Origin of the sequence: Flavobacterium luteum, assembly GCF_008806775.1 — a bacterium.
GTDB lineage: Bacteria > Bacteroidota > Bacteroidia > Flavobacteriales > Flavobacteriaceae > Flavobacterium > Flavobacterium luteum.
The window spans coordinates 1-17369 of the sequence record NZ_WAEM01000009.1 but is presented as its reverse complement, the minus strand read 5'-3'; the positions used below and the strand labels follow the sequence as shown (position 1 = coordinate 17369).

Genomic DNA, 17369 nt, shown 5'->3' with positions numbered 1-17369 from the left:
TTATAATTTATACACCTGCATCATTTTGACTCGTTCTTTTTTTAGGTAGTGCATCATGAAGCTTTTGTTAAGAATTACTATTTATAGCTTTGTTTGTTCATCCCTAAATGGTATAGAACCATTACAGTTAATTGGTTCATAAGGTAAGTGGGGTCTACAATATTATATAAAAACAAGAAACCTCTTCATTGCTGAAGAGGTTTCTCTGAGATAACTTAATTCTAAAACTTATCTTTTAATCATTCGTAATGATTTCACTTTTTGTCCTTGAGATACAATTACATTGTAAATACCTGTTGGATAATTACGTCCTATTTCTAGAACACTCAATTCTGAAACTGAAGCTTTACGAACTTCTAGTTGACGTCCAATCATATCGTACACTTTCATTTCAACTTGAGCGTCGCTTGAACTCTCGATGTCTAAATTAAAGTGTGATGCAAACGGATTCGGGAATGATTTTACGTTGAATATGTTATCAACTTGAGTTTCATTCATTCTTGCAATAGGCGTTGTAATCGTACAAATGTCACCACCGTATGATTCTTGCCACTGTCCACTAACTGAGTATCTAACGGCAACATCTACTAAATAGGTAGTACCAGCGGCATAACCTCCCGGCAATTCCGCAGCTGTTAATACTGTCATGTTACCTGAAGTTTTTTCAACTACTCTACTGATTAATGGATTGGATTGTAATCGTACTCTAAAGCGATATCCATCGGCTAAGAAAATTGATGCAGCATTAAGTCTTGGTGTAAGACTTGTAACTGTTTTGTTACATTGCGTAGTAACTAACTTAGAAAAAGGAAGTCCAGGAGTTGTTACTGTACAAGCTGCTCCCCAAGGGGTTAGTGGAATATCTCTATTTACACCAGTAAAAGTTCTCACTCTAATACTATAAGGGGTATCATATTGTACTCCGCCTAGTATTCCCGTCATTGGATTAAAATAATACAATGTACTAGTAGTGAAACGTGTACCAGAACCATCGGTTACTTCAAACTCATATAGAGTAGCTGTTACAACAGGACTTGCTTCAATAAATGTATTTATAGTAGCCAGTGTTTTCCCACATTGAAAAGGTCTAACGGTTGTTGTAGCAGAAGCTGCTGGTGCAACAAGAGGTGCTTTAATTAAACAAACACCACCATAAGGATACTCCGTAGCACCAATAAATGGTTTTACGCGTATGTTATACTCTTTACCATACGCTAATCCTCCTCCTAAAACGGTTGTTGGATTAAAATAGTAGTTTGGCCAAGTATATACGGTTACTGTATTAGGAGCGGTCGTTAAGGTAATCTCGAAACGATATTGTGTCGCGCCAGGAACTGGATTCGCTTGTATTACTGTATCTGCGGCAGGTACAAATTGACCACATTGAGCGGCTCTAAGTTGTGTACATATACCAGTAGTTACCGTTGCAGTTCCAGCTTGTGCCTGAGAACAACCTGAAACAATATCTCTAACACCTAACAAAATATAATTTATCGCTCCACTTACATTGGTAGATGCTACTATAAAAGTAGAAGCACTTCCAGGATTAGTAGTTATCGTTGTTGGTGTTCCACCAGCTCCGATTTTATAAGTAAATTCATATTGTAACGTGCCACCAAGTCCTGTTGTTCCTGCACCTAATGCACCAGTGAAGGTAACTAATGGAGCTGAACCAATACAAGTGGCTACAGTACCTGTTACGGTAGCTGTTGGTGATGGATTTACGGTTAACACCCCATCAACAGGAGTAACAATATAGTTACTTGCTCCTGGTACAGGAAGGCTAGGTCTTACTGGATAAGAACCTGATATTGAACCATCACCCCCAATTACTGTTAATGTTACCGATACGATATCACCAGCAATATTATAGTCCTTAGTAAAATCTACATTCAAATTGCCTGGGCTGCTAAAAGCACCTCCAGCACATTTAATTTGATCTGTTGCAGTAATAGTAATGGGTCTTCTATCAATATTTGCTGTAGTTGTAGTAGTGTTAATGCTATAATTGGAAGCATTAGCTCCGCTAATACTAAGACCAGCAATGGTTACTGTTTTACCAGTACCAAAATCTCTAGTAATAAAACTACCTGTTGCAAGCGATGTATCTAAAGTTACTCCAGCTTCTTCGCCAGATAAGATGCCACTTAGTGTAGCACCACCTGTATTTATTACAGCATCAGTATTCCCGTCATACGTTTTATTGTCAGCAGTAATACCAGTCACATCTAATCCTACAGGAGTAATGTCTTTTTTAGTACTAAATACGGGTTGAGACAAGATGTAGTTGTCTTTTTCAGATCCTGTAAGTTCAGTGGTAGAGGTAATTGTCCAGTTTCCTACATTGGCATCAGCATAATATCCTGATGGTGTAAACGATAGATTAGCAGTATCTGATGGGAATTCACCTTGCAATTCTGTTGCAGGTACTACCGAAATAATAGCGGTATTCGTTTTATCGTATACCTTATCAGCAGTAGCAAGATTGTTTATTGTTACCACTTTTGGAGTAATACTAGCAGTGTTTACTGAAGGCTGAGTTAAGAAATAATTATCTTTTTCAGTACCCGCTAGACTACATGAAGGAGTTACAACTAAATTATCCCCTACATTTTTAGATGGGAATGTACCTTTTTGAACTAGTAGTACATCGTCAGATCCTATAACACCTACTAAACTACCACCAGTTATAATGGCTGTATCAGTAGTATTGTACTCTTTGTCTTGAGAAGTTGCTCCTGTTACTGTTAACTCAGCTTGTCCAATTACAAATGCAGTTGGTGCAGAGCTTGTAGTAGGATAATTAGCGTCTTCAACCACAGTTGCTGTTGCAGTATAGCTACCCGCTTTAGTTGGTGGTGTAGCAGTTGGTCCGTAGGTTAAACTTACTCCAGTATAACTGTACGTTACAGATGCAGGAGCGGGTGTAATTACACTTATTGAGTTTGGTCCCTGAGATGCTGTATTATACGTATAAGTTCCAACATTTACCGTAACCGTTGGTGTTGTTTTACTTTCTCCAATTGCAAAATCTCCAAAAGTGGTTACACCTGTTGCTGTCGCAGTTGTTGATGTAGGTGTGCCAGATACGGTTGAGGATGCCCATGCACTACCATTATACGTTTGAATACCATAATTTGCAGGTGTTGCACTACCATCATTATCTCCAACTAGATACAAGAAGTCAGGATTATATGATGTTAAACCAGGAACAGCAGGGCTGTTTGTTACTGTAAAATATCTGTTTACACTTTTGTTACTATTTATACTAGAACTAACAATTTGTGGATGATCTCCATCAGTAGTCGAAGCGGTTATACTTCCTCCTGCAGTGATCGTTCCTGTAAAGTTTAAAGTTAAAGGTAAATAATTTGTAGCGTTTCCTATTTCAAAAGTTCTAGATGTACTTGAAGCGGCTATAAACTTCTTAAAATTACCATTTACATATCCAGTAGTTCTAGAATAACTTCCTCCAGAGTCTAGTGTTATGGTATTGGCACCTGTAGTTACAACGTTATTGGTAATATCAAGATTAGAAGTTGCAAGACTTTGGTTTGCATTAATATTACCTGTTGCACTGTTAAGTTTCAAAGTTCCAGTAATAGTATTTGCAGTTGATAAATTAAAGTTTCCTGTATTGGCACCTTTAAATTCATAACTCGCACCACTATTATACGTTCTTGTTCCTGAAGATTGAACGGTACCCGATGCGCCACTAGCAGTAAGACCATTAGCATTCGCAGTAATAATTTTACCTCCAGAAGCAAGATTAAATGTACCGGTAGAACCGCTACTAATTACCGATGTGCCAAAATCTACAGTAGCGCCATTTGCTATACTATGATTGATGGCATTAGCCAGCGTACCTCCTGAAGTGTACGTTTGAGTAGTACCATTAAAATTAATAGTTCCTGATGCACTTGTTGATTTAATAGTTCCTGCAGTTTGACTAAAATTTCCAGAAACATTTACAACACCAGCTGTACCAGTAGAAAAATCAACTGTTCCACCTGTTTGTGTAAAGTCTTTAACAGTAATTGTTTTATTTAATATTATAGAACCTGTTCCTGTACTAGTAACCGTAAAGGTATTTGTAGTACCAACAAACCCAGTGATTCCAAAGTCTAAATTACTAGTCTGGCTAGGACAATTCCAAGTAAGATTATTAAAAGTTTGATTAAAACTACCAATATTAGCTGTACTTGTAGTCCCAGAAATCAAAGTAATGGATCCTGTTTGCCAGTTTGCATAAGGTAAGAAACCTTGGTTTGTAGTATATTTGTGTCGGTAGGTTCCTGCTATCAGTAAACTTGAAGTATTTGTACCAAGCCAAGGATTGTTAGTCCATATACTTCCTCCAGCAAGAGTTCCAGATGCTGACACCGTCATAACACAATTTGTCAAATTAATACTATTTGTAGCAGTAGTGTTGTCTATTTCAAAGACACCATCTATAAGTGCAGTTGATCCCGATGTAAATTCCAATGCAATACCAAACCCAGTGCTATTGAACTTCAAACTACCTAAACTCTCAACACTCAACTCATTTGTTGCTGTACCGTCTGAGATTATTGTTAAAGTTTTGCCTGAAGTTACGGTTTGCAAAAGAACATTTGCTCCAGCACTAATAATTAATCTACCAATAGATTGTGTAGGAACATTGGTAACCGTAAAGTTACCTGAAGGAAAGGTCAAGATATCATTAAAAGCTGCTGTTGTTCTTGTAGGAGTCCAGTTTGAACCGACAGTCCAATCAGTCGTATTTCCGTTCCAAGTGTATGAATTTGGATTCACAGTAATTGACCCTATTGTTGTAATTGTTCCACAGCCACCTGTTAGAGTCACTGTATAGGTTCCTGCTGTACTTGTAGGAGTACCACTTATATTAACTACATTTCCTGACCAACCCGATGTTAACCCAGTTGGAAGTCCAGTAATGGTTGCTCCTGTAGCTCCTGTTGTAGCATAAGTAATGGTAGTAATGGCATTACCAGCATTAATGGTTTGAGCATTTGTACCTACAGCTGATGTTAGTGCTACCGTATTGAGTACACAAGTAACCGTTAAAATACCTGCATTTGCCGTAAAGAAGCCTGAAGTAGTATTTGTAGCCCCTGAACCTGTTCCTCCGTAATCAGAGAATCCTTGTGAAGTTACATTAAGAATTAGATTATTAACCGTACGATTAAGAGAATTTAAGTTTAATGTACTGCCTGAACCCACTGTAATATTCAAAGGACCATTAGAAGCTGGAAATACAGTAGCAGTAGCAATTCGGCCTGCCCCACCATCATACGTTAATCTAGATCCCACAGCATATACTAATGTCAAAGTAGAGGTTATAGGCGCTGTTGCAGCCGAAGATACTCTAACACCTCCGGTAGCATTGATGTTGAAATTAGTAGTCAAGGTACCGCTTCCTGTTAAATTAATACCGTTAACATTATTAACTCGATACGTTAAACCGCTTCCTGTAGGTGCTGCATTAAAGAAATTTACGTTTTGAGTTGTAGTTCCGTTGAAACTTAGTAATGGAGTTCCTAAATTGCTTGATTGAAAGGTACCAGCAGTTTGGTTAAAGGTACCCGTTACATTCATTGTAGAAGTTCCTGTTGCTGTATTCATTTCAAAAGCACCACCTGTTTGTGTAAAATCTTTGGTGTTTATAGTACCATTGCCCATCGTTAATGAACCTGTAGTAGCTCCAGTACTAATAACCTTAAATTCATTACTCACATTAATAATGGCTGAAGAAGTATTTAAGTTAAAACCAACAAGAGTTTGGCTCGGACAATTCCAAGTCAAATTATAAAAATTTTGACCTAAACCAGTTATTTGAGGAACACTTACATTACCAATAATAGAACACAAGGATCCTGTTTGCCATCCTGCTGTAGGTACACGACCTAAATTGTTTGTTGAATATTTACATTCGAATGTTCCCGCATTAGCTATTAATAAACTACTTGCAGAAGTTGTCCAGGGATCGTTATCTAAAGTACCACCAGCTGCTAATGTTCCAGTTACGGTCATTACGCAATTTGTGGTATTAATTTTAATAGGATTCGCGCAACCGCAATTATTAGTGATCTCTAATCTACCCGCGACAGTTGCCGTTGAAGACGTACCAAATGCTAAAGTTAATCCACCTACCCCGTTGTTATTTGCGCCAGCTACACTAACGAATAAACTGCCAGTGCTGGCAATACTTAACTCATCTGCTGCAGTTCCATCAGTCATTGTTAATGTACCAGCTGCAGAAGTTTGTAACGTTGCGTTTGCCCCAGCGTTTACTATTAATCTACCAATAGTTTGAGTAGGAACAGCAGTTATGGTATAAGTCCCTGAGGGTAAAGTAAGTATGTCATTAATTGCGGGTGTAGTTCTAGTAGGAGTCCAGCTTGCTGCTGTAGTCCAGGCACTATTAGTTCCGCCCCAAGTATAAGATGATGGTGCTGCGGTAACTGTAAGAGTAGCTGACACACTACTTGCAACATACCCATTAGCGGCTGCTTGTGTAGCTGTAATAACCGAAGTACCTGCGCCAAAAATAGTTATTAGGCCAGTACTACTATTAATGGTAGCTACACCAGGAGTGGCACTTGTATAAGTAAAGGCACCTGAAACGTTATTTGATGTTGGTTGAGTTACCGTGAAAGCAGTATCTCCCACAATTTTTGAAGTAAGAGCTAACGCTCCTAGTTGTGGAGCAAGTGTACCTCTAATATTATCTACTATAATAGTTCTTGCAGGTTTAAGTGTTCCAAAAGCAGTTTGAACTGCAGTCTCCCAGTAGGGGTGAATAACAAAACCAGTATAAACACCAGTTGCCGTAGCAGCCTGGCTATCAAGTGCAGTACCAAATGTAAAATAACAAGTCTGCCATGTATTAGTACCAGTGTAGCTAACAATTGCTGCAGGTGTTCCAGTACCGCCTTTTACTTTTACTAAAAAAAACATGGGTCCAGAAGCATATACATCTATAGACATTGTTTTGGTCACTGTTAAATCGACAGGTTTTGTTAAATTTATATCTTCTCCTTGCCAAACTTGTTGTGCTGTATCTGTAACTATTTGTTGAACTCTAGTGGTGTTAGTTCCAGTGCCAGTTACAAGTGTAGGCACTGGCATGCCTCCAAAGATGCCTGTGTAACCTCCTGTTTCTCCCACTTCATATCCTAGTGCTAAGCCAAATTGCGGTAATACGGTGATTGTTCCAGTTGTAGTAGTTATTCCACAGCCACCCGTTAATGATACTGTATAGGTTCCTCCTGCACTTGTAGGTGTACCATTAATAGTAAGTACATTTGCTAGCCAATTGCTAGTTACCCCTGTAGGTAGCCCAGTGACTGTTGCTCCTGTTGCTCCTGATGTAGTATAAGTAATGTTTGTAATTGCTGCACCTGAACTAATCGTCTGAGCATTTGTACCCGCTGCTGATGAAAGTGTTATAGTATCACTACAAAATTCATCCGCACCGATTTCATAAGTTCCTCCTAATGGTCGTGTAGTTCCATCAATATCATCAATTACTAAACTACTATTACCCACAGCAATAGCAGGAGAACCCGTTTGTAGATGTAAATCATTAGTAGCGAGAGATGCTATATTTACATATAATGGATTATTAGCCAGTACAGCACCTCCTTGGCCATTGGCTTCACGAATCGCAAGTGGGTTTCCTGATGCTTTCCATGTAGCAAGAGAAGATGTTACACCACTTAGATTAACTGCACCTGTACCACTAGGATAGTAGTAATGATTGTAATTCATTGTTGCTGCTGTTGTAGCGTTCACTAGAACACAAGCCGCTGCACCATAAGTGTATAATACATTATTTTGTATATCCCAATTGTTCATAAAAGCTGGGGTTATAGCATACAGACAATTATCAGCAGTGTAGAAAGAATTATTATACACTTTTAAGCCTGTTATCTGAGTGTTTACAATACCCCAGTTGGAGCTAAAAAAATTATTTTTAATAATTGTGCTCGCATTTGCAGCAATAGTTCCTGCTGCAACAAAACCCACTCCATAGCCACCACCATAAAGTTTGTTGCGTTCCATAATTAATACTGATGCAGCATTTGCTGCAAACTGCACGGAAGACGCCGTTCCAACAGCTGCTATAGCAGAAAATCTAATGGTGTTATCTTGTAATGTTAAAGAAGTACCTGCTACTACTTCTATCATGTGATAATTAGTGTTGTTTCTTGAAAGCGTACAGTTTTTTATAGCCAGTTGGCCCCCGGCATTAGCCATTACAACAGACTGAATAGTAGTACCAGTACCAGTAAAATTGAAGATACAGTTTTGTAAGGTGATCCCTATTGCAGTATCAACCCTTGCAGACCATGCTGTTGTTGCATTCCATTGTAAGTCTTTTACCGTCCAATAATTACCCGTTGAAAAATACAATCCAGAATTAGCTGCTGCAGTGGATGTTATGATGGTTGACCCATTTCCTTTTCCCTGTATGGTAATAGGACTAGCCAATGTACCCGATGCAGTAAATGTATGTACTGTCGACCAAGAGTAGGTACCCGCATCGATATAAAAAATAGTGCCTGCAGCCTGCGAAGAGCGTGATAATGCATAGGCTAAAGTAGCAAATGGCTTAGCTGATGTGCCATCATTACCAGCAATATCTTGACCTGCCGCTGTACAAAAATCACCAGCAGCAAAAGTACCATCATTGATATACATATTACCAGTTAATAGTTCGGGTTTATAAAAATAGACATTAGTAATAAATAGAGTTGCATTTTGACCAAAAGTAACAGGAACGATGTATTTTAAGCTACTTAAAATATTTCCAGTATTGTAAGTACTTAAATCTAAATCAAGGCTAATCCATTGATTTCTTGTGGTACTTGAAGGAATAGTTGAGCCTGTTACCGTTAATTCTCTTGCAGTTGTAGTAGATGACTCTAGTTTAACAGCCAGAGAAGTATAATTAGTAGAATAAACATCTAAGTGTAAAGTAGTCATCCCTGACACGTCAAGAACTCCTGCAGTATTTACTTGAATACCAGAAAAGCTGTGAGCACTATAACTTTTGGCAGTTCCTGCTGGAGAACCAGGCAAAGCAAGATCTGCGTTAAGAGTGGCTCCCCCAAAAGTGGGGTAACTAACTCCAGTCTGATTGGTGTAGGCTCCACTGTAAATGGATAATACATTAGATGCAGTTCTAGTCGGTGGAGTAGTGGGCATCACTGTGGGTTGCGAAAATCCTGAAGCGTAAACTAACAGGAAAAAGAGTAATAATAATTTTTTCATGTTTTAATTTTTTTGGTGAATATGTAAATTTACAACGTTGTAGTATTTTTACGCTATCGATATAGTATATAAAAACTATACAATCTAAAATAAATTTTTATTTTTTCTTTTTTTTTCAATAAAATCAATTGTTTGCGAAGATTTTGTTACAACAAAACTCAATTGTATGTTCTTATTAATTTTAGCAATATTATGTAAATGTTGTGTTAATGTATAGTTTTTGTTTTCTATTTATCTAATGTAGTGGGGTTGTAATTTTCTATTAAATAAAAAAAGTATACTTAAATTAGTATATGTCTATTTATTTATGTTAAAAAAACATTTTTAATAAATTTCATATTCCTAAAAAAATATGAATAGTAGTAAGTATATCTTATTTTTAATACTAGTACTTTATTCATTTATAGATTTTTGGTTTTATGAGGGTTTGTAACTACTTATTTTAGTAAAGAACAGTTATGGGCTTAAGAATTATAAAACAAATAAAAAAAACCTCTTCATTGCTGAAGAGGTTTCTTTAAGATAACTTAATTTTTAAATAAACTTATCTTTTAATCATTCTAATAGATTTCGTGTTTTTACCTTGAGATACAACAACGTTGTATATACCTGTTGGGTAATTCCGTCCCACTTCAAGAACACTTAATTCTGAAACCGAAGCTTTACGTACTTCTAATTGACGTCCAATCATATCATACACTTTCATATCTACTTGAGCGTCGCTTGTACTCTCGATGTCTAAACTAAAGTGTGATGCAAATGGGTTAGGGAATGCTTTTACTTCAAAAACATCATTATTGGATACTTCAGACATTCTTGCAATAGGTGTAGTAACTACACAAGAATCACCGTAAGCTGTGAATGCAGTAGCAGCACCTTTAGATCTAACAGATATTGTATACGCTGTTCCATAAACACCACCACCAGGAAAACTACTTAGTCTGAAGTAATAATTGGCAGACGGGATAACTACAGTAGTAACACCATCAGAAACTTGAAACTCATATTGAGTTGCTAAGTATACAGGACTCGCCTGGATAGCATCATTTAAAAAATTAAGAGTTTTGCCACACTGCATTGGTCTAATCTTAGTTGTAGTTACAACTGGCTCACTAGGTGCTGTAATAATACATGTAACACCATAAAGTTGATAAACACCACCTACTTTTGCTTTTACTCTTACAGAATATGATTTTCCATAAACTAATCCACCAGTTATTTTAGTAGCTGGGAAAAAGAAATAGTTAGACCAAACAATAGTATCAACAACATTATTGTCAGTTCTTGTTACTTCAAAAGTATATTCGGTAGCGCCATTTACAGGGCTTGCTTCTATAGCAGTATCTAGGCTAGCTAACGTTTTACCACATAATGAAGGTCTCAATTGAGTAATTTTATTATCCCAGAAATACATATTATCAACATAAATCTGTGTTGTATTTGGAGCAACATTTTGCTCTAATTTAAATCCTCTAATTTGGGTTAAATCTGCTCCGCCCCAGTTAGATAAACTAATATTTAATGAATTCCAACCTGCTTTAAGGGCACCTGTATTATAAAGAATATCACCTGGTGCTAAAAACACGACAAACATATTTGATAACGGTGTGTTAAGATATATATCCATATGCATTGTGTTCATTCCAGCTGCACTAAAACGTACTTCCCCTTGATTTACAAGACCAATAAATCCAAAATTATCAATTTTTAATGCGGTATTAGTTCCATTAGAAATTGATGTCATTGTAGTTCCTGATGTCCAATCAGAACGTACCATATTACATGCATTAGCAAAAGTAGTCGGTGTTCCTGTGTACATTGATACTACTCCTGAAGGATCTAAGGCCGGAGGTGTTGGTGATGGTCCTGGCGAAAGAAAGGTTACCACTAACGAAGCAGCTTTACTAGTTGGACCAACATTTCCGTCCGCAATTTGTGAAGCAGTAATAGTAGAAGTACCTCCACTAATAATACTCACTTGGTTTCCGTTAACTATTCTCGCTACAGCAGTATTGCTACTGGTATATGTAAAAGGTTTAATATTATTGGAAGATGGAGGAGTTAATGTAAAAATAGCATCTCCTTGAGTTTTTGCAGGAACTGTAAATGTTCCTACAGTAGCAGGAAATAAAGTAGCAGGTCTGTAGAAATAAACATTATCTACATACACGGTTTTTCCACCACCAGTTAAGCTTTCAAACTTAAGAAAACTAATTCCTGACATGTTTAAACCTTTATTCACATAAGTCGATAAAGGTATGTCAATACTTCTCCATCCATTGATAGCTGGAAAAATCTGTGCATTTCTATCGCCATTATTAAGCAACCAAATGTTAAAACTAGGACTATCAGGAGTATAAATATCCATATGTAACATAGTCATTGCAGAAACATCAGTAGCAGCGAAGTTAATAATCTCAACAATAAAATTACTCATTTTTTTAGTGGCATTTCCTTGAAGCACAACATCTGTTAAAGTTGAAGCAGCTGCCCAAGTAGCACTAGCTAAATTAGTATAAGCTCCACTGTAAAGAGAAACAACATCCCAAGTATTTCGTGTTGGAGCTGCAGGAGCTGAACCTGGTGAAACATCTAAAGTGGCAGTTGCAAGACCTGAACCATAAATTCCGTTTGCTGCTTGTATAACACTAATAGTCGCTGTTCCAGCACCAACAATTGTTAAAGTATTTCCAGCAATTGTAGCTACCGCAAGATTATTACTTGTAAAAGTAAAAGCACCAGCGCTATTTGAAGTTGGAGCGGTTAATGTTATTGCGCTGTCTCCTACAGTTTTAGGACTAGCAACGGTAAAAGTAGTGCTAAATGTTGGAGGTTGAACAGTTGCCGCTCTGTAGAAATATAGATTATCGATATAAATTGTTCTCAAACCAGGCTGATTGTGCTCAAACTTAAATCCTCTTACTGTACCTGGAGCTGCTATAGGAAAACTTGATAATGGGATATCAAGTGAATTCCAACCTGCAACAAGTGCCCCTGTATTATACAGACGATCTCCAGTATCTAAAAGTACGATAAACATATTTGCAAGCGGTGTGCTTAAATAAATGTCAACATGAACATCTGTCATTCCAGTTACAGGAAAATTAGCAGTATCAGCAGTATTTGCAACATACCCTAAGAATCCAAAATTATCTATTCGTAATGCAGTATCTGTTCCGCTACCTATGCCTGTAGTTGTTAAAGTAGAACCAGATGTCCAAAAAGATCTCCCTGCAGTTGCAGATACGTTAGCATATGCTGGGGTTGTACCACCTGTAAACATAGAAACGACATCCCAAGCATTTCTTGCAGGGGCTGAAGGGAGTGCAGGTGATGCTCCAGGAATTACCGTTAATGTAGCAGATGTTGAACCTTGATAATAACTAGCATCGGCAGCTTGAGTTGCTGTAATAGTAGTAGTTCCTGCGGCTAAAATAGTTACTGTGCTTCCACTAATAGTTGCTACAGCAGTATTACTACTAGTGTAAGTAGGTGTAGCAGGATTATCTGAGGTAGCCGTTACTGTAAATGGAGCATTTCCAACTACTTTAGATCCCACAGTAAATGCATTAAATGTTGGATTAATAAGACATGGACCACATGAACCTCCACAGTCTATACCAGTTTCAGTACCATCTTGAATAAAATTAGTACATTCAGTAGCAGTTCCTGCTATTAAAGTGATATCATCAAGAGCTACACCTTGTGAAAATCCTTGTCCACCCAAATGGAATTGCATCTGAGTATCAGCACTACTTATTGATGCATTGAAAGTATACGTATATACTGTCATGGTAGTCGTTAAGCTAATATATGTTGAAGTAACTAGACCCCAGCCACCTACATTCTGCATTTGAACTTTTATGTTTCTGGTGCCTGACAAACATCTAGCTCTAAAAGTAACAGTGTAGGTAGCCCCACCTGTTATCGAAATACCCGCCTGATAAAACTCGGAACTGAAATCTGGAGCTGCTGAATTAGTTGCAGACCAAACAAATTCATTACCCACTGCTTGTGCTGTTTGTGCGGCTGGTATCCCGTTAGCAGTCCATCCAGTGGAGGAGTTGCCGTTGAAATAAGAATTTGTTATCAAATTCTGAGATTGTCCTAATGAAATAGTCATTAAGAAAAGTAATAAAAATAATTTTTTCATAATAAATTGTTTTTGGTAAATAATTAATTTTTGTGGTCACCAATATTAGGTTAAAAATTGCTCTAAAAAATATAAATTACATATACAATAACTATACAGTCTCAAATTACAACGTTGTAATTATGGTAAAACACTTAAAAACAAAGAGTTTTTAGCCTTTTATAAATCGTTTTTTTCTTTTTTTTCTTTCTGAGATTTACAACAAATGTTGTGGCAATGTTGTGGAAAATTTGTAATATGGCTCTTTATATTTTATTTTATTTAAGAGTAAGATTTCTATATAAATAATAAAAAACGTCTTAAAATTCATTTTTTACATATATATGGGTAAAAAACTTCATTTTTTATTTTTTTTATTTTTATAAAATTATAGGGATTTTAGTATTAAAATAGCATTTAAATTCCACTTTTTTTAATAATATTTTGGTTTATTTATAGCTACATCCTCTAAAATGGAATAATCAGGAGTTTATAAAAGGTTTATTGATTTGTTTTATTCTTAAAAGGGAAGGTAAAGGACTATTTGTGAATATAATTTTATGTTTAGTACTTTTCAATGACTTTTTCGTGTATCCTCAAAGTTATCTTTATTTACAAAAAGCACTCAAAGCGGCCAGCGTTTTGAAATAGAATAGATGAGGTTTTTAACAAAGGAGTTAATTTAAAATAAATTGTTTAGTGTATCGTTACTTCGAGTTTTTCAAAATTGTAAATTTTGAAAAGTATCGAGAAGCCATAAAAAATAAACTGCTGTTTTACTTATTGCGACTTAAGAGTGCAATTTCGCAAAAAGAGTATTATTTAAATTAGATTTATGTAATGAAGAAGACGAAAGTTACCCTTTATGTAATTTTTCAGCCAAAACGCGTTGGATTTTTTTTGCATCTTCTTTCAAGTGTTCTTTTACTATAAATGTTATGCATTCGTTAAGTTTTACAATGATAAATTTGTATTGGTATTCTTTGTAGAGCATCCCTAAAGTCAATAAGAATAAGGCTAATGTTTCAAATATTATTTTATATACTAATGCAATATCCAAATAATAGCTAAAAATAAGAGTATAAACAGCAATGGCAATCAAAAAAATATTTTTAGTCATGATTCTGCTCTTTCGCATATTTACATGCTTTGCTTCGCTCATGTTTATTTTTATTTTTTTATTATTATCAAATACAACAAAGTGCTTTTCGAAAACGATTCCGAAGGCATTCATAAACTCCATTTGGTTTGTAGTTTCTTTTTCTATTATATCATTGGTTAACGTTTCAACCATGGTTTTAAATTTATGTATACTTTTTTATTAAATAGTCTTGAATAACAATTAGTATGGTTTTTCTAATAATCTTAATCCTTAAAGTTGAATTAACGTTTGAGTGAAAAATGGGCTTTAAATAGTTTTTCAATCTGGTCTTCAAAATAATTAATGGTAAACCAATAGTCGGTTGCAGGCAATAATTGTTTGTTAAACGTTCCGTCCCAGCCCGTTCCATCCGAACTTATTTGTTTTATTAATTTTCCGTATCGATCGTATATAGATAGTTTTGCATTTGCATTTTCGGCTAATCCCACGACATTCCAAGTATCATTATATCCATCACCATTAGGAGTAAAAAACTTAGGATAATTAATAATAGTAACGGTATCTGAAAAACTCGTACAGCCTTCGGTATCAGTTATGTTAATGGTGTGTAAACCGCTTGAAATACCAGAAAAAACATTGGAATTTTGCCAAGCGCCATTATCTATTTTATAGAGGTATTCATTTAAGTCTCCGTTAACGGTTATGGTTATAGTAGCGCTTTCTGTAAAAGCTGTTGTTTGTTCTATGGTATAGGAATTGGCAGGGAACGTTTCACTAATAGTAGCAAATACCTCTTTCGAAGTACAACCTGTTAGTTTATTAAAAACGAGTACAGAATATTTTCCAATTGCTGCAGCTTCATAGCTGTTTTGCGTTGCGCCATTAATTTTAACGTTTTCAAAGTACCATTCAAATTCTAAATTTGGGTCGCTTAAGTTGGTTTCTATCAGGTAGGCATTTAAGGTACTTCCCGTAGCTTTTTCAATACAAATTTTACCGTCTTTTAGATTTGGTTTTGGAAGTGGGTCAACATTTATTTTTACCAAAGACGGGTTTCCTTTACAGCCAGAATAGCTTGGAGTTACAGTATAAGTAACTGTTCCTCCGGTTTCTGTTTCTAAAAGTTGTTCGATAACATCTTCTCCAGAATCATCTTTGGCACCAGTAACATCTATTGGGTTGGCAGTCCATTCAAATGTTGTTAGAGGAATGTTTGGATTAGGAATTAACTTAATATTGGTATAGTTGCTACTACAAATCGAACCTCCTGAAGTACCAAAAATTTCAGGAATAGGATTTACTTTTACAACCACAGACAGAGGTGCTCCAAAGCATCCATTTATTTTTGGAGTCACAATATATTCAGCAAAACCTTCTTTTATATCTGTAGTGGTTAAAGTTTGAACAATGGTACTGTCGTTTCCTGAAAGGCCTCCCAAAACTCCAGTTTGAATAACTGTCCAATCAAAAGTGGTCAATCCTACTTCGCTAGATAATATAATAGAAGTAGTCCCGCCTGAACAAATTGTTTGTAAGTTAGGAGAAGCACTAACTTGAGGGATTGGATTAACAACTATAGGAGCTAGTATAGTTAAACCATTGCATCCTTTTGCTGATGGGGTAATTGCATAAACAACTTCTCCCGATTGATTATCAACAGTAAAGAGTTTCTGAATTATTTGATCACCTGATCCGGCAGTTGCACCAGTTGCATTACTGTTAATAGCATTCCAATTATAGGTTGTTGCAGGAACAGTGCTAGTGAGTGTTATTGCAGTATTACTTCCTGAACAAATAGAAGAAGAAACAGCATTAGCTTGAACAATTGGAATGTCTAATACCTCAATTTGTAGTTGAGTAGTTGAAGCACATTGACCCAAATCAGGAGTAAAAGTATAAGAAGTGGTAGTGGTAGTATTTAATGGCGGTGACCAAGTTCCTTTTATAGTATTTATAGATGTTAAAGGTAAGTCTGAAAGTACCCCACCAACACATATAGGATCAACTGTGTCGAATAAAGGAGTGATAGTTGCACTTGTATTTATGGTAATATCCAAAGTAGTGCTAGTAGCACATAATCCATTAGTTGGAGTAAAAGTATAAGTTGTTGTTTTAGTATTGTCTAATGGCGGGGTCCAAGTACCTGTTATTGCTTCTAAAGAAGATAATGGCAAAGGCGATAAAATTGCTCCTAAGCATATATCAGGTACAGGAGTAAACGTAGGAGTTACGTTTGGATTTACGGTTATAATAAGCGGAGTTGTTGTTGCGCATAGCCCAGCAGTTGGTGTAAAAGTATAAGTATCAGTTTTAGTATTGTCAAAAGCAGGCAACCAAGTTCCAGTAATACTATTAATTGAAGACAGAGGTAATGTAAAAAGAGTGTCTCCAGAGCAAATAGGAGTAGTTGCTGAAAATATTGGCGTTATTTTTGGATTTACAGTTATGGTTAGTGGTGCAGCAGTTGCACATTGTCCAGCATTTGGCGTAAAAGTATAAGTGTCGGATTTAGTATTATCAAAAGCCGGCAACCAAGTTCCAGTAATACTATTGCTTGATGATGGGGGTAATGTAAAAAGAGTGTCTCCTGAGCAAATAGGTGAAGGTGCAACAAATGTTGGCGTTATTTTTGGATTTACAGTTATGGTTAGTGGTGCTGTAGTTGCACATTGTCCGGCAGTTGGCGTAAAAGTATAAGTATCAGTTTTAGTATTATCAAAAGCAGGCAACCAAGTTCCCGTAATACTATTGCTTGATGATGGGGGTAATGTAAAAAGAGTGTCTCCTGAGCAAATAGGTGAAGGTGCAACAAATGTTGGCGTTATTTTTGGATTTACAGTTATGGTTAGTGGTGCT

General features: G+C 36.3%; 4 protein-coding genes. All 4 read right to left on the bottom strand.

What is annotated here, in order from left to right; genetic code table 11:
* Positions 1-228 precede the first annotated feature (228 nt).
* Positions 229-9279, bottom strand: coding sequence for a YDG domain-containing protein (locus F6464_RS13010; protein ID WP_151108388.1), 9051 nt, complete (start codon positions 9277-9279; stop codon positions 229-231).
* Between the two features lie 544 nt (positions 9280-9823).
* Positions 9824-13432 (bottom strand): T9SS type A sorting domain-containing protein, encoded by a 3609-nt coding sequence (locus F6464_RS13005; RefSeq protein WP_151108387.1) that lies wholly within the window; start codon positions 13430-13432, stop codon positions 9824-9826.
* Positions 13433-14267: 835 nt separating this feature from the next.
* On the bottom strand, positions 14268-14705 hold the full coding sequence (locus F6464_RS13000; protein ID WP_151108386.1) for a hypothetical protein: 438 nt from the start codon (positions 14703-14705) through the stop codon (positions 14268-14270).
* 89 nt (positions 14706-14794) lie between these two features.
* The coding region (locus F6464_RS12995) for a T9SS type B sorting domain-containing protein (RefSeq protein ID WP_191963389.1) at positions 14795-17369 on the bottom strand (2575 nt) is incomplete at its 5' end.